27 protein-coding genes and 3 pseudogenes are annotated in these 23075 nt (G+C 66.7%); 11 read left to right on the forward strand and 19 right to left on the reverse strand.

Features of this window, described 5'->3' with window-relative positions; genetic code table 11:
- Positions 1 to 139 precede the first annotated feature (139 nt).
- The 4 genes from ACFVDI_RS04530 (at position 140) to ACFVDI_RS04545 (ending at position 3365) form a co-directional block, all read left to right on the forward strand.
- A complete protein-coding gene (locus ACFVDI_RS04530) occupies positions 140 to 955 on the forward strand; it encodes a hypothetical protein (RefSeq protein ID WP_350719569.1) in 816 nt (271 codons plus the stop codon).
- 204 nt (positions 956 to 1159) lie between these two features.
- Positions 1160 to 1300 carry a hypothetical protein gene (locus tag ACFVDI_RS04535; protein ID WP_350719570.1) on the forward strand — a complete coding sequence of 47 codons (141 nt, stop codon included), beginning with the start codon at positions 1160 to 1162 and terminating at the stop codon, positions 1298 to 1300.
- Between the two features lie 194 nt (positions 1301 to 1494).
- Positions 1495 to 1902 (forward strand): hypothetical protein, encoded by a 408-nt coding sequence (locus ACFVDI_RS04540; protein ID WP_350719572.1) that lies wholly within the window; start codon positions 1495 to 1497, stop codon positions 1900 to 1902.
- A gap of 158 nt (positions 1903 to 2060) precedes the next feature.
- The gene (locus tag ACFVDI_RS04545; RefSeq protein ID WP_350719574.1) at positions 2061 to 3365 is read left to right on the forward strand and encodes an ATP-binding protein; all 1305 of its coding nucleotides are present in this window, start codon (positions 2061 to 2063) and stop codon (positions 3363 to 3365) included.
- 101 nt (positions 3366 to 3466) lie between these two features.
- Here the strand turns inward: ACFVDI_RS04545 and ACFVDI_RS04550 are convergent.
- The 12 genes and pseudogenes from ACFVDI_RS04550 to ACFVDI_RS04605 all read right to left on the reverse strand — a co-directional run bounded on the left by ACFVDI_RS04550 (position 3467) and on the right by ACFVDI_RS04605 (position 9845).
- Positions 3467 to 3803: pseudogene (locus ACFVDI_RS04550) on the reverse strand (YnfA family protein).
- A 12-nt stretch (positions 3804 to 3815) separates the two neighbouring features.
- The gene (locus ACFVDI_RS04555) at positions 3816 to 4121 is read right to left on the reverse strand and encodes a hypothetical protein (protein WP_350719576.1); all 306 of its coding nucleotides are present in this window, start codon (positions 4119 to 4121) and stop codon (positions 3816 to 3818) included.
- Positions 4118 to 4540 carry a MerR family transcriptional regulator gene (locus ACFVDI_RS04560; protein ID WP_350719577.1) on the reverse strand — a complete coding sequence of 141 codons (423 nt, stop codon included), beginning with the start codon at positions 4538 to 4540 and terminating at the stop codon, positions 4118 to 4120. Before ACFVDI_RS04560 ends, ACFVDI_RS04555 begins: the two co-directional genes overlap by 4 nt.
- The gene (locus ACFVDI_RS04565) at positions 4537 to 4860 is read right to left on the reverse strand and encodes a hypothetical protein (protein ID WP_350719579.1); all 324 of its coding nucleotides are present in this window, start codon (positions 4858 to 4860) and stop codon (positions 4537 to 4539) included. Before ACFVDI_RS04565 ends, ACFVDI_RS04560 begins: the two co-directional genes overlap by 4 nt.
- 122 nt (positions 4861 to 4982) lie before the next feature.
- A complete protein-coding gene (locus ACFVDI_RS04570) occupies positions 4983 to 5456 on the reverse strand; it encodes a YdeI/OmpD-associated family protein (RefSeq protein ID WP_378901115.1) in 474 nt (157 codons plus the stop codon).
- On the reverse strand, positions 5453 to 6481 hold the full coding sequence (locus ACFVDI_RS04575; RefSeq protein WP_350719583.1) for an alkylmercury lyase family protein: 1029 nt from the start codon (positions 6479 to 6481) through the stop codon (positions 5453 to 5455). Before ACFVDI_RS04575 ends, ACFVDI_RS04570 begins: the two co-directional genes overlap by 4 nt.
- Positions 6478 to 6900: a MerR family transcriptional regulator gene (locus ACFVDI_RS04580; RefSeq protein ID WP_378901118.1), complete on the reverse strand. Its 423-nt coding sequence runs from the start codon at positions 6898 to 6900 to the stop codon at positions 6478 to 6480. The genes ACFVDI_RS04575 and ACFVDI_RS04580 overlap by 4 nt, the downstream gene beginning before the upstream one ends.
- Before the next feature lie 312 nt (positions 6901 to 7212).
- Entirely contained in the window at positions 7213 to 7530 is a 318-nt protein-coding gene (locus ACFVDI_RS04585; protein WP_350719587.1) for a hypothetical protein, read from the reverse strand.
- Positions 7527 to 8060: a hypothetical protein gene (locus ACFVDI_RS04590; protein ID WP_350719589.1), complete on the reverse strand. Its 534-nt coding sequence runs from the start codon at positions 8058 to 8060 to the stop codon at positions 7527 to 7529. The genes ACFVDI_RS04585 and ACFVDI_RS04590 overlap by 4 nt, the downstream gene beginning before the upstream one ends.
- A gap of 123 nt (positions 8061 to 8183) precedes the next feature.
- Complete coding sequence (locus ACFVDI_RS04595) at positions 8184 to 8930, reverse strand: cation transporter (protein ID WP_350719591.1); 747 nt, start codon at positions 8928 to 8930, stop codon at positions 8184 to 8186.
- A gap of 1 nt (position 8931) precedes the next feature.
- Entirely contained in the window at positions 8932 to 9303 is a 372-nt protein-coding gene (locus tag ACFVDI_RS04600) for a metalloregulator ArsR/SmtB family transcription factor (RefSeq protein WP_350719655.1), read from the reverse strand.
- Positions 9304 to 9359: 56 nt separating this feature from the next.
- Entirely contained in the window at positions 9360 to 9845 is a 486-nt protein-coding gene (locus tag ACFVDI_RS04605) for a hypothetical protein (RefSeq protein WP_378901123.1), read from the reverse strand.
- 212 nt (positions 9846 to 10057) lie between these two features.
- Between ACFVDI_RS04605 and ACFVDI_RS04610 the strand changes: the two are divergent.
- The 4 genes and pseudogenes from ACFVDI_RS04610 to ACFVDI_RS04625 all read left to right on the forward strand — a co-directional run.
- Positions 10058 to 10384: pseudogene (locus tag ACFVDI_RS04610) on the forward strand (transposase); the annotation flags it as partial.
- 102 nt (positions 10385 to 10486) lie between these two features.
- The gene (locus ACFVDI_RS04615) at positions 10487 to 11557 is read left to right on the forward strand and encodes an ArdC-like ssDNA-binding domain-containing protein (RefSeq protein WP_350719657.1); all 1071 of its coding nucleotides are present in this window, start codon (positions 10487 to 10489) and stop codon (positions 11555 to 11557) included.
- A complete protein-coding gene (locus tag ACFVDI_RS04620; protein ID WP_350719594.1) occupies positions 11554 to 12006 on the forward strand; it encodes a hypothetical protein in 453 nt (150 codons plus the stop codon). The genes ACFVDI_RS04615 and ACFVDI_RS04620 overlap by 4 nt, the downstream gene beginning before the upstream one ends.
- Positions 12006 to 13898: a TraM recognition domain-containing protein gene (locus tag ACFVDI_RS04625; protein ID WP_350719596.1), complete on the forward strand. Its 1893-nt coding sequence runs from the start codon at positions 12006 to 12008 to the stop codon at positions 13896 to 13898. The genes ACFVDI_RS04620 and ACFVDI_RS04625 overlap by 1 nt, the downstream gene beginning before the upstream one ends.
- A gap of 430 nt (positions 13899 to 14328) precedes the next feature.
- Here the strand turns inward: ACFVDI_RS04625 and ACFVDI_RS04630 are convergent.
- From ACFVDI_RS04630 to ACFVDI_RS04660, 7 genes and pseudogenes are all read right to left on the reverse strand, one after another.
- Positions 14329 to 14639: pseudogene (locus tag ACFVDI_RS04630) on the reverse strand (IS3 family transposase); the annotation flags it as partial.
- A gap of 157 nt (positions 14640 to 14796) precedes the next feature.
- Positions 14797 to 15252, reverse strand: a complete 456-nt coding sequence (locus ACFVDI_RS04635) for a hypothetical protein (RefSeq protein ID WP_350719598.1) — start codon at positions 15250 to 15252, stop codon at positions 14797 to 14799.
- A 78-nt stretch (positions 15253 to 15330) separates the two neighbouring features.
- Positions 15331 to 15489, reverse strand: coding sequence for a DUF1059 domain-containing protein (locus tag ACFVDI_RS04640; protein WP_350719599.1), 159 nt, complete (start codon positions 15487 to 15489; stop codon positions 15331 to 15333).
- A gap of 3 nt (positions 15490 to 15492) precedes the next feature.
- Entirely contained in the window at positions 15493 to 16074 is a 582-nt protein-coding gene (locus ACFVDI_RS04645; RefSeq protein WP_350719600.1) for a class I SAM-dependent methyltransferase, read from the reverse strand.
- Between the two features lie 8 nt (positions 16075 to 16082).
- Complete coding sequence (locus ACFVDI_RS04650) at positions 16083 to 16685, reverse strand: DUF305 domain-containing protein (protein WP_141780808.1); 603 nt, start codon at positions 16683 to 16685, stop codon at positions 16083 to 16085.
- A gap of 31 nt (positions 16686 to 16716) precedes the next feature.
- Complete coding sequence (locus ACFVDI_RS04655) at positions 16717 to 18240, reverse strand: multicopper oxidase family protein (protein WP_141780809.1); 1524 nt, start codon at positions 18238 to 18240, stop codon at positions 16717 to 16719.
- Complete coding sequence (locus ACFVDI_RS04660; protein WP_141780810.1) at positions 18237 to 18446, reverse strand: hypothetical protein; 210 nt, start codon at positions 18444 to 18446, stop codon at positions 18237 to 18239. The genes ACFVDI_RS04655 and ACFVDI_RS04660 overlap by 4 nt, the downstream gene beginning before the upstream one ends.
- A gap of 123 nt (positions 18447 to 18569) precedes the next feature.
- Between ACFVDI_RS04660 and ACFVDI_RS04665 the strand changes: the two genes are divergently transcribed.
- From ACFVDI_RS04665 to ACFVDI_RS04675, 3 genes are read left to right on the forward strand one after another with little or no spacing between them, the layout of a single operon-like run.
- Complete coding sequence (locus tag ACFVDI_RS04665; RefSeq protein WP_350719602.1) at positions 18570 to 21080, forward strand: heavy metal translocating P-type ATPase; 2511 nt, start codon at positions 18570 to 18572, stop codon at positions 21078 to 21080.
- Between the two features lie 3 nt (positions 21081 to 21083).
- Positions 21084 to 21809 (forward strand): response regulator transcription factor, encoded by a 726-nt coding sequence (locus ACFVDI_RS04670; protein WP_141780812.1) that lies wholly within the window; start codon positions 21084 to 21086, stop codon positions 21807 to 21809.
- Positions 21810 to 21820: 11 nt separating this feature from the next.
- On the forward strand, positions 21821 to 22954 hold the full coding sequence (locus ACFVDI_RS04675) for a HAMP domain-containing sensor histidine kinase (RefSeq protein ID WP_350719604.1): 1134 nt from the start codon (positions 21821 to 21823) through the stop codon (positions 22952 to 22954).
- The last annotated feature ends 121 nt before the right edge of the window (positions 22955 to 23075 follow it).

The raw sequence follows: 23075 nt of genomic DNA on the forward strand, positions 1-23075 counted from the left end.
AGGCTCAAACAGCGTGAGGGATCTGCTCGGAATGACTTCCAATTGCGTTGTCCGCGCAATACGCTGCGGCTACTCGGCGAATCGGCCGTAAGAACATCGCTGAACTCTCGGACAGCCTTGCCCAGAGAGTAGAGGTTTGATGAACGACGACTTCCCGGCCTGGCTCAGTGTGCTGATCCGGCTATGTGCCGCCGCAGCCGGATTCTGGGGGCTGTGGTGCATCTGGGTGGGATTTTTCGGTGGGACGATGCCGATCATTGGCTTTTCGACCGACGGAAGCCTGCTTCTCGGGTTGTTCATGCTGCTCATCGGCGAACCGATCCTCTTGACGGTCGCTTACTGGGCCTTCGTTCTCGTGTTTCTCCCCCTGGCGCTACTCATAGGCGCTGTCCAGAGCCGGCGCCCAGCCGGTCGAGTTGAGTCCTGGGGTCCGCACGAGTCAGTTGCTGTCACGGAACTGCCCGCTCTGCCCAACGTGCCGGTCTCAGGTACCCAGACGATCGCGCCCGCAAGTGCGAGGCCTCAGAGTAACGTCGATTGCTCAAGACCACCCATGGCCCGTCAGGCCAAATCGAAGGTGAAGATGCCCCCGGTGACCTATGGAGCCGGTTCGCTCGAGCATGAACTCGGCATCATGCTGACGAGCAAGCACTCCAACGGCTCTTGGCAACTAGGCCCGGCTCAGGATGAACTTCAAATGGGCGGTGAGGTGATCTTGCAGGCAGATCTCACAGACCGGGTGTACGTAACAGTGACGTCGAGTCAAGGCTGGTGGTCAGTCAAGTACTTCGACGTGGAGCGCGACTTCGAGCAGGCACTTGAACGGGAGGCGACCGGCCGGAACGAGCGGCCCCGCCCCTTCCTGGAAGCCCATCCCGGGCGCACAGGAGAGGTTTCACCCGCACAGGTCGCTGACGCCATCTACGACAATCTTCCCGCCAAGTACCGGTCTTGAGGCTCAGTCGTTGGCGTTCGCAGAGCCCGGCCTGCAACAGCGGCCGAGGCGTCCTCTGCGCAGCCTGCCCTCATTGTTCTTCGTCTGACTCCGTGAGCGGACTCGGTTGGAGATGAAACCAACCAGGAACGGCGTGCCTGACCAGGTGAGAACGCGTTCAGAATTTCGTCTCGGGCGACGGCGCCAACGGCACCGGGAAGAATCGTGTTGCGCAACGCTGGGATCTGGATCGTTGACGAGCCGACCAGCGCGATCGATGCCGAGGGCGAACGGGAGGTCTTCGCCGAACTCCTGGCCAACCCCGAGGACCCGGATCACCATCGTCGACACTCCCACCGTGCCTAGACCTGGCGCGGCATAGACCGCATCTACATCTTCAACGACGACCACATCGTCCAGACCGCCACCTCGACGAACTCCTCAAACCTCCCGGCCGGTTCGCCGAACTCTTCGCCGACCAAGTCTGGGCCGCGTGGCGTCAATGCTGGAGTCGAGGTGGCACCTGCCTGCTGACCACCCTTTCAAAGCAGGAGGACACGATGCCGACCTTCAACGACCCGACCAACGACGCCGAGGAAGCCCGCCAAGCACTGCGCGGCCTCGCACACGTAACCCGCAACCTCGAGGACCCCTCAGTGGTCTACGACCTGCTGGGCGCCCTCTCCCAAGCGATCACCTCGATGGGGCAGACGCTCAACCAGATCGGCGGCTTCCACGACACCCTGAAACGGCGCGACATCCGGCCCGTCGTGGCCGACAGCTCGCGGGCTGGATACAGCGCCTCCTACCAGGTGTCGTGGGAACTCCACCGGGCCGCCGAGATGACCCGCCAGATGGCCAAAGTCGTCGACCACGCCCACGAGATCGAGGCCAGAATCGCCTATTCACGTCCCGTCGAACAGACCGCTCGAACCAACAGCACCCCCGGCAACGGGATCACGCTGTGAGCCGAGGGGAACGGATCCACGCTGCCACGCTTGTTTCTCCTGCCCACGAGCGTCGGCGAGACCGCAAGAAGCGACGCCGTGCCACCGCCCAACTGCTTTCCGACTGGCACACACGGAACCGCGCCGCCGACCTCGCGGATGTCGAGCACGAGCCGCCGATGATCGGTCGAGCAGGTGAGGCTGGACCGGCCATGCTGCGTACGCCCGGACGACTCCGCGTCCCGAAGCACCAAGACACCTCCGCAACCTGGGGCGGCGCGTACCCCTTCCTCGCCGAGGGCGGACTCGGCGCCGACGGCGTCTTCGTCGGCCAGGACCTCTACTCCGGCAGCTCGTTCGTCTACGACCCCTGGGTCCTCTACGCCCGCGGACAGATCACCGCCCCCAACGTCGTCCTCGCCGGAATCGTCGGCTCCGGGAAGTCATCACTGGCCAAGAGCCTCTATAGCCGGTCCATCCCGTTCGGGAGACGCGTGTACGTCCCCGGCGACCCCAAAGGCGAACACACCCCTGTGGCCGAAGCCGTCGGCGGACGCGCCATCGCCCTCGGCCACGGCATGCCCAACCGCCTCAACCCCCTCGACGAGGGTCACCGCCCGGCGGGGCTCGACGACGTCCATTGGGCCGCTCAGGTCACCGCGCGCCGCCGCGACCTGCTCGGAGCACTCGCCGAAACCGTCCTCGACAGGACCCTCACACCACTCGAACACACTGCGATCGACGTCGCGCTTGCCGCAGTCGTCCGGTCGTACGAGGTCCCAATCCTCCCCCTCGTCGTCGACCGGCTTCTCTCCCCCGACCCCGCCGACGACCCCGACCACCGGCTCACCGACGATGGCCGCCTCGCCGCCCATGCCCTCCGCCGACTCGTTGCGGGTGACCTCGCCGGACTTTTCGACGGACCCTCAACCGTACGGTTCGACCCCACGCTGCCCATGATCTCGCTGGACCTGTCCCGCGTCACCGAGAACGCCATGCTGATCTCCGTGCTGATGACCTGCGCCTCAGCCTGGATGGAGTCGGCACTGCTCGACCCGGCAGGTGGACAGCGGTGGGTGGTGTACGACGAGGCGTGGCGCCTGATGTCGCACCCTGCGCTCCTGCGACGGATGGACGCCCACTGGCGACTCGCCCGCCACTACGGGATCGCGAACATGCTGATCTTCCACAAGCTCTCCGATCTCGACAACGTGGGCGACCAGGGCAGCGCAATGCGCGCGCTAGCCTCGTCGCTCCTCGCGAATGCGGAAACCCGGATCGTCTACCGCCAGGAGTCCGACCAGCTCGGCTCGACCGCGACGTCTCTTGGATTGACCGGGACCGAGCAGTCGCTCCTACCGACCCTCGGCACCGGTCAAGGGCTGTGGCGCATCAAGAACCGCTCGTTCGTTGTCCAACATCAGCTGCATCCGGCCGAGCTCGAATTGTTCGACACCACGGGCCGGATGAACGCGGCGGGTTAGAAGTTCGCATGAATATTGACGGTTTCAGCCTGAACCTGGGCATCCATCGCGCTCGGAACGTACGTGGGTGCTCAGGTTCGGTGAACCTGCAGTGCTGTGGATCAACTGGTTCGTGGGGAGTACATGATCACGGCGACGCCGGCCAGACAGATGAGTGCGCCGGCGATGTCGTAGCGGTCGGGCTTGAACCCGTCGAGCGCCATGCCCCAGGCGAGCGAGCCCGCGACGAACACGCCGCCGTAGGCGGCAAGGATGCGTCCGAAGTGGGCGTCGGGCTGGAAGGTGGCGACAAAGCCGTAGATCCCCAGGGCGACGATGCCGGCGCCGATCCAGGCCCACCCTCTGTGCTCTCGGACGCCCTGCCAGACCAAGCCAGGCACCGCCGATCTCGGCGATGGCGGCGGCGACAAACAGGGCGATCGATCGAAGCGTGTCCACGAGGAAGTCTTGTCAAGGGCGCGCGTCGGAGTCCTTCGGTGCATCCGATGGGCGAGCGCGGATGACCACATCGACCGGTCCGTCCTGCGCGCAAACTGCCGAGGCGACGACGCGGCGGCGGCGTGCCCACACGGCGAGCGCGGACGCGGCCAGCACGACGGCGCCGAAGGCGAGTCCGGCGAACGCGACGGTGGCGATGGTCGCGGCGAGGCCGGCACCTGCGATACCGAGCAGCGCGAGGAGTGGTGGTACGCAGCAGAGCGCGCATGCCGCGACTCCGGCCCCGAGGAGGTGCCGGTCCTTGATCTTCGCGCTCACGCGGTGGCCTCTCTGGTGGTGATCTCGACGAATGGGAGCGGGCAGCAGTCGCTGGTGGCGCACTGGTGGAGGTCGTCGCAGCCGGCGTCGAGGGCCGCGCGCAGGTTGTCACGGATGGCGGCGAGGTCTGCCATCCGGTTCTCGACCTCGAGGAGCTTGGCGTGAGCGCGGGCCTGGAGCCCGGAGTCCCGGCCCCGGCGTTGGCCGACCTCGATCAGATCGGCCACCTCGTCCAGGGTGAATCCGAGGCGTTGGGCGGCCTTGATGATCCGCAGAGTCTGTACCGCGCGTTCGTCATAGAGACGGTGTCCGCCTGGGCTGCGCTCGGGCGGGTCGATGAGGCCGCGACGTTCGTAGTACCGCAGCGTTTCCCGATTGACCCCGGCGGCCTGGGCGACCTGGTTGATCCGCAGGCTCACGCCGAGAGTTCCTCGGCGCGCTCGACCAGAGCGGCGAGGATCTCCTGGCGTGCCGGCGGTACCGAGATGTCCAGGATGAGGGCTTCGTCGGTGCCCTCGATCCCGAAGGTGAAGAACGAGCAGCATGAGGACTCCCGCTCGGTCAGGTCGCGGACGTGGTCGACGAGGCCGTCCCCGCCGGTCAGGTGGATCCGGACGTCGTCTCCTCGGCGTTCGACGGTGCGTACCGCGGTGGCGAACAGATCGTCGAACTCCGCCAGTCGAAGCGGTCGCTCAGCGGTAGGCATGGTGCAGGCGTCGGTGGTCAGCAGGTTCTCCATACCGACCACGGTAAGTCCGTACCTGCGTACAACTTGCAAGCCCTTGGTCGACCCCGAATTCGGGGCCGCGGCACTTCGGCCTGAACCCGACCTCGATCGTGGTGGGCTTCGTCTGGCCGAGGTCATGGCCGCTCCTTGTGGCCTTCGGCGAGCAGTCGGACCATCTCGGCGATCCGGACCGGGCGCTGGTCGGGTCGGCGCTTGGTTGAGTCGATCCACCGCAGCCACTGGTTGCGGTAGAACTGCGCGAGCCCGTCGAAGAACGCCGCGGCCGTGGGCGCAGCGTCCAAGGCTTCGGCGATGTCGGGCGCCAGGTCCTCCCGTTGTGGCCCTTCGGGCTCGAGGACGACGTCGACCTCGGCGCCGTCGTGAAGCGGGAGACAGGTCCAGGCGGGACCGAGTTGGATGACCGGTCCGCTGCCGCGCTTCTCGATGATGCCGCGCATGGAGTGGTTGTCGACCGTCCCGGTGACCGGGTGCCGCGGCTTGGTGCCCCAGGCTTGGTCGGGGTCGAACGGGATCGGGAGCAGGGTGCGTCCCCGTCGGTCGACTGCGACGGCGGTGCGGAACCGCTGCTTCTTGCTCACGGGTTTCATCGTGGCATCGGCCGCGCGTGTAGGGCTCCGAACAGGGAGGTGGCGAGCTCTTCGGCCTCGATCTTGGTCAGCACTTGTCCAGGAACCCTCGGGTGCGCGGCCGCCCACGCCTGTGCGGTGGCGCTGCTCGTGAAGAGGTTGATGTAGTCGCAGCAGCAGTCCGCCGACGGGCCGCCGCCGGCGTCCGCGCCGACGAACGCGACCGCACCAGGTGGGTTCCAGGTGGTTCGTCCGGCGGTGCTGGTCACGGTGATCGGATCGCCTGTGACCGGGTCGGTGGTGTCGATGCGGACGTCCTCGTGGAGCATCGCGGAGATTCCCAGGGCGTCGATGCCGCACATCGCATGGACTGTGACGCCGTCACCGATGCGGACGCGGTGTCGGGTCGGCCTTGCGGAGAAGGGATAGGCGACCGCGACCGCACCCCTGCTGTCGAGCCGGATGGCGTCGGTGTCGTGGAGCCGGCCTAGCACGCCGTGGAGCACGGGGCGGCTGGCTGCGGACTCATGAAGCAGGTCCTCGAAGGAAGGAGGTTCGCCAGTGGTGGCGAAGGTATGCAGGATCGCTTGGTGCACCGCCCGTTCCAGCGGGTTCATTGGCACCGCCTCGGTTCGCCATGCACTCAGGACACCCGCAGGAGACCTCGTCCCGGTGCCGTACCGGTCGGGCTCTTCGGGCAGAGCGGGCGCCGGTTGGTGCACTTTGGTCAGTGCTGCCCGGATCTGCTCGGCGGAGGGCGCGGACACGATCTGGTCGTTCTCGTCGCGGTATAGCCGGCAGGCGATCCCGCACTCGCAGGCGTCGGGGTCGGCGAACGGGTCGTCCCCGTTGATCAGCAGGGTGGGTGAGCCCGCCATGCCGAAGGCGGCTGCCTCGGCGTCGGTGCGGACCTCCCGTGTGGAGACGGGGATGTCGGTGACCTGGTGCAGGCGATTCAGCATCGGGGCCAGGTTGGGGCAGTCGGGGACGTGGAGGACCTCGATCCTCACGCCGCCCGTGCCGCTCGGCGGGTTCGCCGTGGTCACGGGGTGCTCCTGGTCGTTGAGGACAGTGACGGCATCGCAATCGCATCGAGCAGGGCGCAGGCTCGGTCAGCTGTGGGGCGTTCGCAGGTGGCGATCAGGTCGGTCAATGAGGCTTGCATGCGCTGCAGGTCGGCGATGCGCGCCTCGAGGTCCGCCCGGCGGGCCTCGGCCAGCGCGCGGGCTGCGTCGCAGCTGTCGGGGCCGCCGGCGTCGAGATGCAGCAGTTCCTCGACCTCCTCCAGGGTGAAGCCGAGTTCCTGGGCCCGCTTGATGAACCTCAATAGCTCAACCGTGGAGTTCGGGTAGTCGCGGTAGCCGCCGGGAGTCCGTGGCGGCGGCTGCAGGAGGCCACGCCGCTCGTAGTAGCGCAGCGTCTCCGGATTCACCCTGGCCCGTTCGGCCAGCTCGCTAGATCGCATGAACCAATCCTGAACCCCGGACCCAAGTACAGAGTCAAGTCCCGTCCGCGGCGCTACCGCGACGAACGAAAGGAGGCATTCGACGTGTGTGACCAGCTTGCTTCGGGAAACAGACGTTTGCCGGACCGGCCGCGCCTCATGGCCGGGTCAGGTTCGGGGAACTCGCTCGCCGTCCACGGCAAGATCGGGGTGTTCGACGGTCTGCAGGTAGCGGGTGGCGCCTTCGACGCTGAGTCCGACGAGGTCGTAGATGCGGCGGACGTCGCCGCCGATGGCGTGGATCTCGTACAGGATGCGGTCCTCGCGCAGCGCCTAGGGCCGCAGCGTGATGCCGCGCCAGGGGAAGCTGTGGCCTACGGGCACCAGCCGGGGTGCGGTGCGTCTGCTGACCAGCAGGTGGGGGTTGATGCAGCCAGGCCAGCGACGGTTGCGGTGGTCGAGCCAGGCTGCGAGCCGGGTCCGGACCGGGGCGGCCAAGGGGATCACGCGATCGCCGATGGTGAGCCTGCCGTCGACGATGTCGGTGAGCAGGACTGCTCGCAGCTGCTTTCCGGTCAGGACGTGGAAGGCGATCAGGGCGACCGCGAGTGCGACCACTGGGTCGGGGTGGTTGAGTTCGGCGCGGATCACGGCGGGTCCAGAGCGAGCGGGATGGTTCGTGCGACCGGCGTGTGCTTCATCCCGAGCATGGGGCTGGCGAAGATCAGACGCCGGCCCTTGAGAGTCTTGAACAGCGACCTCAGCGCGAGCTCGGCGGCGTGCCGTCGTCCCGGGCCCAGCGGCGCCAAGGCGGTCTCGATGTCGAGGCGGGTGATCTGGGCGAAGGACTGGTAGCCGGCAGCGACCCATACGTCGACAACGGTGACAAGACCCATGATCTGAACTCGGACGGTCTGCGCGTCGCGGGGTACCTGACGAGGTGCGAGTCGGGAACCGTCGAGCATGACCTGCAGCCACAGTTCGAGGTGCTCGCGGATCTGCGGCGGCAGGCTGACGGTCTTGGCGGCGAAGTAGACCTCCACCCGGCTGGGGCGGTCCTCGATGAGCAGCTCGCCTTCGGCGAGGAGGTCGATGGTGGAGATGATGTTGCCGTCGTAGCGCGGCAGGGGTGGGGAACCGACGTCACCTGCGCAAACGCGATTCGAGGCCTCTGATGCCACGGATCGAACCTAAGTGCCTAGAGACAAATTGCTAGAAGTTCGAACGAATATTGACCGGTCTCGCTCGGAACTTGAGCGTCCCCAGCGCGGCCGGGAGACGCTGGATGCTCAGGTTCGGGGATCTCACGATGGCTTGGTGCTGGTGCAGCAGCTGTCGGCGCAGCCATCGACAGTGGTTGCCTCGTCGGTGGGCTGGTTGATGGCTGTGTGGCCGCAGGCGCAGCCCTCACCGCGCCATGCCTCGAGTCCTTCGCGTATGGCGACGGCCGCGATGATCAGGCCGGCGATGGGGTCGGCCCAGGACCAGCCGAGGGTGGCGTTGAGTACCAAGCCGGCCAGGAGCACGGCGGAGAGGTAGGTGCAGAGCAGGGTCTGGGTGGAGTCGGCAACCACGGCGTTGGAGCCGAGGGCCCGGCCTGTGCGGCGCTGCGCCCAGGACAGGAACGGCATGATGGCCAGCGAGGCGATCGCGAGCCCGATGCCGACCGGGGAGGCCTCAGGGTTGTGACCGGTGGTTAGGGAACGCACGGACTCGAAGGTTACGTAGCCGGCGAGTGCGAAGAACGAGAGGGCCATCAGCCGCAGGGCCTGCCGCTCGCGGGCCTCAGGGAGCCGATGGCGGAACTGCCACAGGATGATCAGTCCGCTGCTGACCTCGACGATCGAGTCCAGGCCGAACCCGACCAGGGCGATTGAGCCGGCGACCAGTCCCGCGGTGATCGCGATGACGGCCTCGACCACGTTGTAGGAGACCGAGGCGGCCGCGAGCAGTTGGGCTCGGCGGCCAAGTCGCTGGCGCAGGTCCGGGTCCTGCACGTAGGTGGAGGCATGGACGTGGCCAGAGGCCTGGTTGGGGGTGTGAGTGGTCATATCAGGCGGTTCCTTCGCCATAGTTGGGGCACAGCACCACGGCGTCGCCAGTGGCGGCCAGAAGCTCCTCGGCCGCGGCAAACACCTTCAGCACCGCATCAGGGTGGGCCAGCGAGAACACCGACGCGCGGCCAAGGGGGCGGGAGTCCACGAGCCCACAGTCGCGCAGGCAGGCCAGGTGCTTGGACACGGTGGACTGAGCCAGCCCGAGGTGCGTGGTCAGCTCGGCGACGTTGTGCTCGCCGAGCAGCAGGTGCCGCAGGATCACCACCCGCGAGGGGTCACTCATCCCGCGGAACAGGCAGGCCGCCGCCCGACCAGCGGCTGCCTCATCGAGAACATCAGAGCTCTGGGGCACCGACTTGGTATTCATCGCCATACGGCGATGTTATCGCTATCGCTTCGCAGGGTGTCAACACGCTGGACGGGTTAGCTCGGCGCCTGGGGCGACTCACGGCTGCCCGGAGGTCGCCGGTTCTCGTTGATGGCGTCAAGGTCCGAGCCTGTTCGCCTTCGATGGTGAAGTCGGGGTGTTCGACGGTTGCGAAGTAGCGGGGTGGCACAGGCGTTGCTGAGTCCGAACATGTCGCAGACTCGGCGCATGTCGCCACCGGTGGCATGGATCTCGTGGAGGATTCGGACCTCGCGCAGTGCTTGGGGCCGCAGGGTGATCCCGTTCCAGGGGCAGCTGATGCCGACGGGCACGAGGCGCGGCGCGATGCGTTTGCTGACCATCAGGTAGGGGTTCAGGCTGCCCGGCCAGGTCTGGTTGCGGTTGTTGAGCCAGGCGGCGAGCCTGGTCTGGACTGGCGCTGCCAGCGGTATGTCGCGGCCGTAGCGGTGGGGGTGGCCGTCGATGATGTCGGCCAGCCTCACGTGTCGAAGCTGCTTGTTGGTCAGCGCATGGAAGGCCACGAGGGCCACAGCTAACGCGACAGCCGGGCTGGGTGAGTTGAGCTCGCCACGGATCACCGATAGGGACAGAGTCACGTCGGGTGGAGCCGGAGGTCAGCCCGCCAGCCGACCCCAGGTCAGCGGAGAACCATTAAAGATAGGGACAGGGCAACCAGGACGTCGCCGAGCTCGGCGTGGCTGGTAGGTCTCTCTTCGTAACGTGGGCGCCGGGAGCCCGCATCCTCCTTGAAGTCGGTGACGGATCCTCGTTCCCGACCAGCGGCCACCTGGCCGCCTACGCCGGGCTGGCGCCCGTCACCCGCCGATCCGGGCTCAGCATCCGCGGCGAGCACCCATCCTGAGCCGGGAACAAACACCTCAAACGCGCCTTCTTCCTGGCCGCGTTCGCCGCGCCGCAGGACCCGACCAGCCGGGCCTACTACGACCGCAAACGAGCCCAGGGCAAGAAACACAACGCCGCGCTGGTGTGCCTGGCCCGACGCCGCATCGACGTACTCCACGCCATGCTCAAACACGGCACCCTCTACGAAGACCGATCAGCACCCGCTGCGCTTGACGAAGACCATAGGGGCACCCCCGTGCTCATCCGATGCCGGGTAGTCCCCCGCACCTGCCTGTCGACACGACAGCTGGAGGCGACGATGTCGACGACACTCACCGAGCGACAGGCACGCAAGCAAGCCGAGCGCGAAGCGAAGCTGGAAGCGGTCCAGCAACGGCTGACGACCGCGGTAGAGCAACTGGTGACCGGCGACGACTGGCGCCGCGCGCTGGAGTTCTCGGCAAAGTTTCGGAGCCGCAGCTTTCGGAACTCGATGCTCATCGCGGTCCAGCATGCCGAGGCATACGAGCAGGGTCGCGTTCCGACCCCGTTCCCGACCTACGTCGCAGGCTACAAGCAATGGCTCACCCTCGGTCGTCAGGTTCGCAAAGGAGAGGCCGGCTACCAGATCCTCTCACCAAAGACGGCTCGGTTCGCCACGTCCACGCCGTCCGATCCATCGTCCTGGCGGCGCCTGGCAACCAACGAGAAGGCACAGCCGGGCGAAACAGTCCGGACCCGGATGACCGGGGTCCGCTTGGCGTACGTCTGGGACATCTCCTTGACCGAAGGAGACGATCTGCCGACTACTCCCGCACCGCAGATTCTGAAAGGCGAGGCACCCGAAGGGCTCTGGGATGGGCTGGCAGACCTGATCACCGAGGAGGGATACGAGCTGCGGCTGGTCTCGAACGCCGCGGCGATCGGGGGCGCCAACGGACTGACCGACTTCCAGACCCGGGAGGTCTCTGTCCGCGTCGACATGGACGACAGTGCCCAGATCAAGTCGCTGTGCCATGAGCTCGGGCATGTTCTGCTGACCGATCCCGATAGCCCGGATGCACCGTTCCATCGCGGGATCGCCGAGGTAGAGGCCGAGAGCGTCGCGCTCATGGTCGGTGCCGCGCACGGCATGGACACCTCCGCCTACAGCGTCCCCTACGTCACGACCTGGGCGAACACCGTGCCCGAGACGAACCCTGTCGAGGTCGTCCAAGCCACTGCCGAGCGGGTACGCCGCGCAGCGCTCGGGATCCTCGACCGACTCGACACACACCAGACCGCTACCGGGGCACCGCCCGGACTCGAACCTCGCGTGCCGACCGCCAAAGCACCGCAGGCCGAACGCACCGTGCAGCACGTGAAGCCGAGTGAGGCGATCGGGCTATGACCTCCTCGCGTCACCCTCACCTGCGAATCCACATCAATGAGGCTGGTGCTCCGTCCTTCACGCTCAACGGCGACACCTACACACCCCCTGGCGGCCCTCAACTGGCAGGCCGCGAGTCCGTACGCGGCGTCCTCGACGCCGTTCGCACGGATCTCGGCGCCGTCCGGGTCGAGATCATCGAGGCAGACGGCAGCATCTACAGCGACGTGCTCGGCCCCGACGACGTGACGGAGGCATCCGGCTCGACGAGCGACGAGCCTGATACGTACGCGTCAGGGTTCCTGCCGGGCGAGCCAGTCGCCGTCGCGGTGATCATCAGCGAACACCCCGCCTCCGACGACGGAACGACCCACGTACGTCTACCGGCGGCCGTGCTCGCCCGCCGCGGCGGCACCGTGATGCTGCTGGGCCGTTCCTCAGGCACCCTTACCTTCCTCGGAGCCGACTGATGAACCCGAACGCCCGGCCCATCGATGACGCGTTGGTCAACCTGGGACTCGGCCTCATCGCCGCGCTGGCGGGCCTCTTCGCGATCCTCTGGATGGCGGCAGAGGTGAACAGTCACCTCACCGGCGCGCGGGTACGTGGAAAGGGTCTGGCCACCGGCCTCGACGTGCTGAACGATCCGTTGAGTCCCGCCGGGCAGCAGCCCGTCGCGTACTGGCTGATCGCCACCGCCATCGTCGCGGTCCTCGGTGCGCTGGCCTGGTTCGCGTGGCGCCTGATCGGACTCACCCACCACCGGACCGTCCGTGACCCTCGGCGTCTCGCGGGCATCGCGACCAGCCGGGACGTACGCGCCGCGGCGTCCCGTCGAGCTCTCCTCCGACGAGCCGCGAATCTTCGACCCAGCCTCGCGGAGCCACGGCCAGAGGATGTCGGCTACCTGCTCGGCAGATCCCGGAACCACCAGGTGTGGAGCTCCGTCGAGGACTCGATGCTGATCCTCGGTCCACCTCGCTCGGGCAAAGGACTCCACCTCGGCATCAACGCGATCCTCGATGCCCCCGGCCCCGTGGTCACCACCTCCACCCGACCAGACAACCTCACTGCCACCATCGACCACCGTTCCGACCGCGGACCGGTCGCGGTCTTCGACCCCCAGCGCCTGGCCGAGGGCACCCCATCGGGGCTGCGCTGGTCTCCCGTACGCGGCTGCGAGGACCCCCTCACCGCGATGATCCGCGCCACCGGGCTGGCCTCCGCTACGGGCCTTTCCTCCGGCGGCGTCGAAAGCGGCGGGTTCTGGGAAGGCAAAACCCGCACCGCCCTCCAAGCCCTCCTTCACGCCGCCGCCCTCGACCAACGCACGGCAGCCGACCTCTACGCCTGGACTCTCAACCCCTCGGTCGCCACCGACGCCGTCGCGATCCTGCGCAGCTCCACCGGAGCAGCGGACGGGTGGGGCGACTCGCTCGAGGCCATGATCAGCGCCGACCCACGCACCCGCGACTCGATCTGGATGGGCGTCTCCCTTGCACTCTCCTCACTTGCCGACCCTCGCGTTCTCGACACCGTCACCCCCCGCGACGGTGAAGCCTTCGACCCCACCGAGTTCCTCACCAACAACGGCACCCTCTACCTGCTCGCCACCGGCGCCGGAGCCGGCGCCGCCTGGCCACTGGTCGCCGCGTTCATCGAAGACCTCGTCGAAACCGCCCGTCATCTCGCCGCAGCCTCCCCCGGCGCCCGGCTCGACCCACCGCTGCTGCTGGCCCTCGACGAGATCGGCAACCTCTCCCCCTTGCCCTCCATGCCCGTGCTGATGGCCGAGGGCGGCGGCACGGGCATCACCACCATGCCCGTCCTCCAATCCCTCGCCCAGGCACGCAACAAGTGGGGCGACCACGCCGCCAACGCCATCTGGGACGCCGCCATCGTCAAGGTCATCCTCGGCGGCGCCTCCGCCACCAAAGACCTCCAAGACCTTTCCGCCCTCATCGGCGAACGCGACGAACACACCGACACCCTCATCGTCGGCGATCACGGCTCCCGCTCGCTCCAACGATCCGTGCGCCGCGTCCCGGTCATGCCCCCAGAAACGATCCGAACGCTGCCCTTTGGCACCGGCCTTGTCCTGCTCCGCAGCACACCCCCGATCGTCACTGAACTCCGGCGCTGGACCGATCGCGCCGGCCCACCCCGATTGGCTCCGTTAATCGCCAGGTGCGGTGTGCCCTGGCGGCACAAAGTCCTCGTCACGACGCCTCCTGGGTTCGGCTCGGTCCTGGAGTGTCCCGGCGACCACCATCACGGGATTGCCGTCACATTGGACGCGGACGGCTCACTTCGCGACCTCGATGGCGGACTCGTACGCAACGCGACCAGGTCACCCGAATGACGGAGGCGCTGGTCGACGCCTGCGGAATCGCCGGTCCCGGATTTGCGCTCATCCTGTTCGTGCCGCGGGCTCTGCGCTGCTGGCGCCTCCGGCGGAGTCCACAGTCGTTGTCAGGCATCTCCCGCAGCGGCATGGTCCTACTACTGGCCAATGCGATCGCGTGGGCGGTTTACGGAATGGGCAACGGCGCATACTGGACGGCCGTCCCGTCGGCGTTGAACGCGCCTCTCGCTGTAGGCGTCCTCTGCCTCCTGTCCCAGCACCGTCGGGCCTCGGGCCGTGTCGAGCCTGAACCATCGGACCGACCGCGAGCAGCCCCTGGCGAGAAACGCAGTCGCACCAGGCGACGGCCACATGAGACGGCAAAGCGTGTCTCGTATGCTCCCCGATGTCGCCGACGGAGGCCTCGGCGAGCTCGGCGCGGGTGATGGGGGTTCTTCAGCCACCGGTAGTAGGGCTGACGGGCGATACCAAGGACCCGGCACGTCACCGCCACAGGCACCCGCACCGGGGCATCCTCAGCGGCCAGCTCACGGACGAGCGGGTACATCATTTCCCCGGCAGATTGGCCTGAGCGAAGTAGGCCGCTGCTTTGCGTAGGACCTCGTTCTCCTGCTCCAGCAACCGGATCCGCTTCTTCGCCTCACGCAGCTCAGCAGACTCCGAGGCCACCAGCCCGCCAGAACCGGCCGAGCCCGAACCACCGCTGGCCTTCTCATCCTGGGCCAGCCATCGCTGCAGACACGAGGCCCTTCAGGCGTGACTACCTGCGCGACCTCTTAGGCACGATCTACATCCTTCCAGCAGCGACCCACATCGCCACAGATCAGACGTCACTGTGCAGCAGTCCCATGAAGCTCCACCAGGCGGAAGGACAACCAGCCCACAGTGGTCCACTTCAACGAGCACTAGACGCGGTGGGTTGTGGGCCGACTCGGCATGCAAGAACGGTGCGCCGTCGCGCCCAGAGCGCGTAAACGAGAAGAGCGAGCGATCCGATCGCCAAGAGCGGCTGGATCGGGCCGAACCAGTTGAGAGCCCCGCTGACCCCTATGGCCATGACGACTAGTTTGTTGCAGACCGGGCATCCGACCGCGAACAACGAGAGCACGCTGCCCAAGAAAGTCTTGCCTCCCTGGGTGGCAGGCACCGGAAGCTCCGGATCGCGGACGTACGTCGCAACGAGCGCGCCCGTGAGGAGAGCCGATGCCGCCCAGACCGGATAGTTCCACCAGAGCACTGGGGTCATGCGCTGGTACCACGGCGTCTGGATTATCCCTGTCGGAATCCCGATTACGAGCGCGGTTGCGATCGCCGCGATCCCACCGATCGCCAATCGACGTGCCAGCAGCATGTCTGCACTCCTCTAATACTCATCAGCGTAGTTCGTCGTCGTAGTCGGCCACCACCACGGAGTGGGCGCGGCGGCCGTTCATCTGTTTTGCAGGTGGATGCGCGCGAACACGTGATCCCGCGGCGGGGTGCTCCCGTGGATGCTTCGGGCATGTCTGGTCGCGAGCTCGGCCAACTCATCGTCCGTGTCGGCGGTGAGAACGACGTCGCAGGCATCGCAGGCCAATTCGAGCGGCATCGGTCATCGCCTGGTCGTCGTCGCGCGGAACCGCATGAGATGGCGCCGTGCTGACAACACGATGCCGATGTCGCCGAATCCGGCTGCGGCAAGGCCCTCCATCAACTCGTCGGGGGCGATGATGCGGTGTGGCGAGCCGTCGAGCCGGTGTGTCAGCCGGGCCAGGTTGGTGTCTGTGAGGTCGTAGCCGACGAGGATCCCGCCGGGCCGAAGCACGCGGGCAGTCTCCTGAAGTGCATCGGTCCAGTCGATGATGTGATGCAGCATCAGGTAGGTCGTCACGATGTCGAACGATCCGGTGGCGTACGGCAACGATGTGACGTCTGCTTGTTCGACCTTGATGTTGGGGTGATCTTGGAGCCGGCGGCTGGCGGCGCTCACCATGGCGTCGTCGACATCGGTGACGGTGAGCCGGATGTCGGGGAACCTGCGGGCGACGCCGTCGGCCATGGCGCCGCTACCGCCACCGATCTCCAGAACATCGCCGCGGAGCTCGAGGCCGTTGAGCGCCCAGGGCAGGACCCAACGTCTGGCGAGGCACCGCCACGGACCGCTACGACAGAACGCGCCTTCAATGGCGGACATCACCGGCATCAGCCCAACAGCCCCTTCATCGTGGTGATCTCGTTGGTCTGAGCGGCCTCGATCTGCTTGGCCAAGGCGACCGCGTCGGGGTAGGAGCCGTTGGCCTGCTCGGACTTGGCCATCTCGATGGCCCCCTCGTGATGCTCGATCATCATCGTGAGGAACATCTGGTCGAACTCGTTACCGGTGGCGTTCGCCAACTTGTCCATGTCGTCGCTGCTCATCATGCCGGGCATCGACGAAGACATGTCCATGCCAGTCATGTCCTCGGGCACCGGCTCGCCCCAGGACGTCAGCCATTCCGACATCGTCTGGATCTCAGGATCCTGCGCACCCTTAATCTCCGCGGCGAGCTCCCTGACCTCGGGGTTCTTCGCCCGGGACTTTGCCAGCCCGGCCATCTCAACCGCCTGACGGTGATGGGGAATCATCTCGGTCGCGAACGACACGTCGGCATCGTTGATGCTGAGGCTCGAATCGGTTGGCTCGGCGGGCGTCGAGGAATCCATGCCCGACATGCCTGGCATCGAATTGTCGCTGTCGCCGCACGCGGCCAGGGTAAGGCCGCCGATGACCACGAAGGCTGCGGCTGCGAGTGGTTTGGTACGCAAGGTTGGTCTCTTTCCCTGGTTGGCGTTGGTTCTAGGACTGGTACACGAGCGCGGCCATCATTCCGGCCTCGGCGTGGTAGATGTTGTGGCAGTGCGCCATCCAGTTGCCGGGGTTGTCGGCTTGGAACTGGATGTTTAATTTCTGCATCGGCTTGAGCAGAACGGTGTCTTTGCGTAGCCCGTTTGGCAGCGCGAAGGTGTGGCCGTGCAGGTGCATCGGGTGCGTCATCATCGTCATGTTCGAAAGTTGGACCTGGATACGTTTGCCTGGCTGGATCGTCAGCGGCTGGTTCTCGGGGTACGCGGCTCCGTTGACCGCCCAGGCGTATGGGCTCATCTGCCCGGTCAGGGTCAAGGTGAGTTCTTGCTCGATGTCTCGTTCTGGTAGGCGTGCCGATTCTTCCGGGGTCAGGTCGGAGCCGATCAGGATCGCACCGTTGAGTTCGGCGACAGCATCGCCTGGTGTAGGGGCCGCACCCGTGGCCGTGCGGATGAGCGCGAATCCCTGCCCGGTCTTACCGATGGGCTTCGCGATGAGCGGGAAGACACCCTCCCTGAGGGTGACGACCGCGTCGTACCTCTCCCCCATGCCGATATAGAACGCACCGGCTTGTTGCGGTCGGACAGGGAAGCCATCCGTGTGGGTGAGTGACAACGTGTGGTCGCCGACGGCGACGGCGAAGATCGTGTCGGCTGCGGCGTTGATGAACCTCAGCCGCACCCGCTGACCGGGCTTGGCGCGCAGGACGTCCGGGCTCGAGCCGACTCGTCCGTTGATCAGGTAGTGGGGGTAGTCGACGTCACCGGCGTCGCCGAAAGGTGACTCCGGAGACCCCATCGACATTCCGTCCATACCGTCCATACCGTCCATCCCAGGCATCGAGGAACCGGACCCCATGTCCATGCCATCCATTCCACCCATGGGACCGGCAGAACCGGAACTGGTGGCGACCAAGCCGGCGAGGACGTCGTCGGGAGTCGTCCCGGTGCCGTCGATCCAGTCGTCGAGAATGACGATCCACTCGTCGTCGTAGTCGCCCGGTTCGGCGGGGTCGTCGATCACGATCGGGGCATACAGACCGCGGTCGAGCTGTACCCCGACGTGTGGATGGTAGAAGTACGTCCCCGGATCGGGGGCGACAAACTCGTAGACGAATCGCGACTGCGGCGTGATCGGATCTTGGGTGAGGCCGGGCACACCGTCGGCAGCGTTGCGTAGCGCGATGCCGTGCCAGTGGATGCTGGTGTCGGTCGGGAGCTGGTTGTCAACGGTGATCCGCACCAGGTCTCCCGCGGTCGCCCGGACCAGCGGCCCAGGGACCGTGTCGCCGTACGCCCATGTGTTCATGGTCGTGCCACCGAGGTCGATCGTCGTGGCCCGCGGTGTCAAGGTGCGCTCAACCACCCGTTTCCCCGCAGGCTGAGTCATCGGTGACTGGGTGGGCAGAGCGAGGCCCGACGGCTGCATCGCGGGGTTGCCCGAGCAGGCGGCGAGCAGGCCGCTGCTGGCGCTGCCCGCAGCGCCGAGCAGGAGCGAACGGCGCGAGAGCCTCATGAAAGCCGCTCTTCGTCGCTGAAGTCCGGATCAAGGTCAAGCTCGCCGCTTGCGAACCTGTGGTCGAGCGTGCCCCGCAGATCATGGCCAGCGTCTCGGGTGCGCGAGCCGATGATCGCGCGACAGACGAGGACGACCACAGCCCACACGGCCGCGAGCCCGAGAACCACCCAGATCCAGGTCACGTCCCATGCACCGTCCGTCATGGCTCCAGCCTGGAGGTCGACCTTTGTGATTGGCTCGCAGATTTCATGAAGGTTTGACGAAGGTCGGCTCGCGGAGGACCTGAGCCGGTCGCGATCGTCGTCGACGGCAGTCAGAATGGGGTCATGAGCAGCCACGCCCACGAGCCGCCGCCGCATGCCGCTGACCCCGTGTGCGGGATGAGTGTCGACCCGGCGAACACGCCGCACTCGGTGACCTACCGCGGCGAGCGCTATTTCTTTTGCTCCGCCGGCTGCCGACAACGGTTCATGGCCGATCCGGTCACCTACGCCGGGGACGCTACGCCCCCCGCCGACCACGACCACAACGCCAGCTACGGCCACCAGACGCCTGACCGGCACGCACACGCGGATCACGACCAACACCATCACGAGGAGCACCACCCTCATGCGGAGGCGTCGGCCCAACCCGCGGAGGCTTCCGCGCCGCCTGCCACTGAGTGGACGTGCCCGATGCATCCAGAGATCCGCCGTCCGGGTCCGGGCGCCTGCCCGATCTGCGGGATGGCGTTGGAGCCACTGATAGCGAGCGCCGAGGAGGGCCCAAGTCCCGAGTTGCGGGATATGACTCGCCGGTTCTGGGTCGGTGTCGCTCTGGCCGTACCGGTGGTGGTCTTGGAGATGGGTGGTCATTTTGTCGACGCGATTGGCGAGGCCATCCCGCAGTCGGTGTCGAACTGGGTTCAGCTCGTTCTTGCCACACCCGTGGTGTTGTGGGCCGGGTGGCCGTTCTTCGTGCGGGGGTGGGCGTCAGTTCGAACCCGCAATCTGAACATGTTCACGCTGATCGCGATGGGCACCGGGGTGGCGTGGCTCTACAGCGTCGTCGCGACGGTGTCACCAGAGATCTTCCCCGACTCCTTCCGTTCGTCTGCTGACATGGCCGGCGGCATGGGATCTGGGGCGGTCGATGTCTACTTCGAGGCAGCGTCCGTCATCACCGTTCTCGTGCTGTTGGGGCAGGTGTTGGAGTTGCGAGCCCGCGAGCAGACCTCGGGGGCTATTCGCGCTCTGCTCGATCTCGCTCCGAAGACCGCCCGCCGTGTGCGTGCCGACGGCACCGACGAGGAGATCGGCCTGGACGACGTCATCGCCGGGGACCGACTCCGCGTACGTCCTGGTGACCAGATCCCTGTGGATGCGGTAGTGACGGAAGGCAGGTCGTCGGTCGATGAGGCGATGGTGACCGGTGAATCGATGCCGGTGTCCAAGTCCGAGGGTGACCACGTGATCGGAGGCACCATCAACACCACCGGTGGCCTGTTGGTGCGTGCCGAACGTGTCGGGCGGGACACGATGCTGGCGCGGATCGTGGCGATGGTTGCCGACGCTCAGCGCTCCCGCGCCCCGATCCAGCGCACTGCGGACCGAGTCGCCGGCGTGTTCGTACCCGTCGTGATCGGGATCGCCGTGCTGGCGTTCGTCGTCTGGGCGGTGGTTGGTCCGGAGCCCCGGATGGCCCACGGTCTGGTCGTCGCGGTCGCCGTGCTCATCATCGCCTGCCCGTGTGCGCTCGGCTTGGCCACCCCGATCAGCATCAAGGTCGGCGTAGGTCGTGGAGCCGAGCATGGCGTCCTGATCAGGAACGCCGAGGCGCTGGAGCGAATGGAGAGGGTCGATACGGTCGTGGTCGACAAGACCGGCACCCTGACCGAAGGGAAGCCCTCAGTCACCACGATTGAACTGGCCGACAGGGACGGAGACGTCAACGACGCACTGCGCCTTGCCGCCTCGGTCGAGCGTGCGTCGGAGCATCCCTTGGGGCAAGCGATCCTCGATGCTGCTAAGGAGCGCGAGTTGGGCCTGGCGGATGTGGCCGACTTCGATTCTCCCGTCGGCCGCGGCGTCGCTGGCACCGTGGAGGGCAGGCGGGTCGTACTGGGCAGTGCCCGCTTCCTCGCCGACGAGGGCATCGACCCCATGCCTCTGGTGGCCGTCGCCGATCGGCTCAGGTCCACGGGAGCGACTGCGATTCTCATGGGCACCGATCAGCGGCCCGTTGCCGTGTTCGCGATCGCAGACACCGTCAAGCCGACCACGGCCGAAGCGCTCGCCGACCTCAAGGAACAGGGCGTCGAGGTGGTCATGTTGACCGGCGACAACCGCGTCACCGCTGAGGCCGTCGCCAGCAGTCTGGGAATCACCCGGATCGAGGCCGAGGTCCTACCCGACCGCAAGGCCGAGGTCGTGCAGAAGCTCCAGTCCGAAGGCAAGGTGGTCGCGATGGCAGGAGACGGTGTCAACGACGCCCCCGCCCTGGCCGCGGCCGATGTCGGGCTCGCGATGAGTTCGGGCACCGACGTGGCGATGGAGTCCGCAGGTGTGACCCTGCTCAACGGCGATCTGATGGGCATCGCTCTCGCACGACGGCTCTCGGACAAGACGATGCGCAACATCAAGCAGAACTTGCTGTTCGCCTTCGTCTACAACGTCGCCGGCATCCCGATCGCCGCTGGCGTCCTGTACCCCGTCACTGGCCTCCTGCTGTCCCCGATCATCGCCGCCGCCGCGATGGCCCTGTCTTCCGTCAGCGTGATCAGCAACGCCTTGCGGCTGCGTGGCGTGCACCTCGGCCGATCGGGCACAAGACCGCACCAGGCGACGAGCGAGAGCTGACCTATGACAGCACCCATCCCGGTCCTGGTGGTCGAAGATGAGCGTCCCCTCGCCCAGATCGTGGCCGACTACCTGACCAAGGGCGGATTCGTCGTCACCCAGGTACACAACGGCCCCGACGCGGTCGATCTCGCCCGCACTCAAGACCCCGACCTGATCCTCTTGGACCTGGGTCTACCTGGACTGGACGGCGTAGAGGTGTGCCGCATCATCCGCACATTCTCTGACTGTTACATCATCATGCTCACCGCCCGCGAGGACGAGATCGACAAGCTCATCGGTTTGGGCGTGGGAGCCGACGATTACATCACCAAGCCGTTCTCCCCACGCGAAGTCGTAGCTCGAGCCCAGGCGGCGGTACGACGCCCACGGCTCAGCAAGCTCACAACACCGCAGACCGGCGACCTGCTCCGCTTCAACGGACTCACCCTCGACCTCGCGGCCCGTGAAGTCAGCCTCAGCGACGGGCCTGTGCACCTGACCCGGACCGAGTTCGATCTACTCGTTGCCCTCGCGCAGGCTCCTCGGCGGGTCTTCTCCCGACGCCAACTCGTCGATGCCGTCTGGGGCGAAGGATGGGGCGGTGACGAGCACATCGTCGACGTCCACATCGCTCACCTGCGCAGCAAACTGGGCGAGGCCGCCACCGAGCCCCTCTTCATTGACACCGTCCGCGGGGTCGGCTACCGGTTCAAGACGGATCAGATCAAGACAGTGCAGAGCCGATGAGGCTACGGCAATTGCGGATCGGAACCCGGCTCGTCCTGGCGCAGGCGCTGGTCCTGCTCGCTGCGATTGTTACCGCCGGAGTTATCGCCGCTGTTGTGGGGCCGCCCCTGTTCCATGAGCACATGCTCCAGGCAGACCACGCGCCCGACCCGTCCGAACTCGAGCACGTCGAACGTGCATTCCAGACGGCGAGCATCATCTCCCTGGGTATCGCCATCGTCGCCGCCGCGGCCCTGGCGTTGGCGGTCAGCTGGTTCCTGAGCCGACGGTTCCAGGAACCGTTGACTCGGCTGCAGCGCGCCGCCGCAGAGGTGGCCGCCGGCCGCTATGCGACCCGTGTCCCCGTCGGTGACGCCGGGCCTGAGCTCGACGCGCTGGCGGAGTCGTTCAACACCCTCGGCACTCAACTTGCCAGCACCGAGGACACCCGTCGGCGTCTCCTGTCCGATCTGGCGCACGAACTCCGTACGCCGATCGCGACCCTGCAGGCCTACCTAGAAGGCCTGGACGACGGCGTCAGACATTGGGACCAGACCACGCGCAGCGTCCTGGGTGAGCAGGTGACACGCCTGGCACGCCTCGCCACGGACCTCGACGCGGTCTCCCGAGCCGAGGAGGGCCACCTGCGGGTGACCCTGGAGCCGGCCATCCCAGCAGAGCTGATCGCGGCCGCACGGGACACGGTCGCCGGGCGGTTCGAGGAGAAGCACATCCGGATCGATGTGACGGCGACCGGCTCAGGACAGGTCGAGGTCGACCGGACCCGGTTCCTCCAGGTGCTCACGAACCTTCTCGACAACGCGCGCCGACACACACCGGCAGGCGGAACCGTCACCATCGACACCCAGCGCGAGGAGGACTGGATCACAGTCTCCGTCACCGACACCGGAGACGGAATCCCACCGGCTCAATTGCCACACATCTTCGAGCGCTTCTATCGTGGCGACGCTGCCCGCAGCCGCGACGAACAAGGATCCGGGATCGGCCTCACCATCAGCCGCGCAATCGTCGAGGCACACGGAGGGCGCCTCGACGCATATAGCCACGGGCCCGGTAGAGGCGCAACCTTCACAATCAGGATCCCAACCCTGGCGGTTAACGGAGAGGGTGCGTCATCCGGCCTCCGCGGTAGCGGACAGGGATGAGTCGCTCCACCTCCGAGGACGGCGGCGACATCCTCCTGGCTCCTGGGCTCGAGCATGGGGCAGCTCACGCCGATCACCACGACCGCCACAAGCGGGGCTCGGCCCGCCCCCGTTCGGGCCG

Source organism: Nocardioides sp. NPDC057767 (genome assembly GCF_042798275.1).
Classification (GTDB): domain Bacteria; phylum Actinomycetota; class Actinomycetes; order Propionibacteriales; family Nocardioidaceae; genus Nocardioides.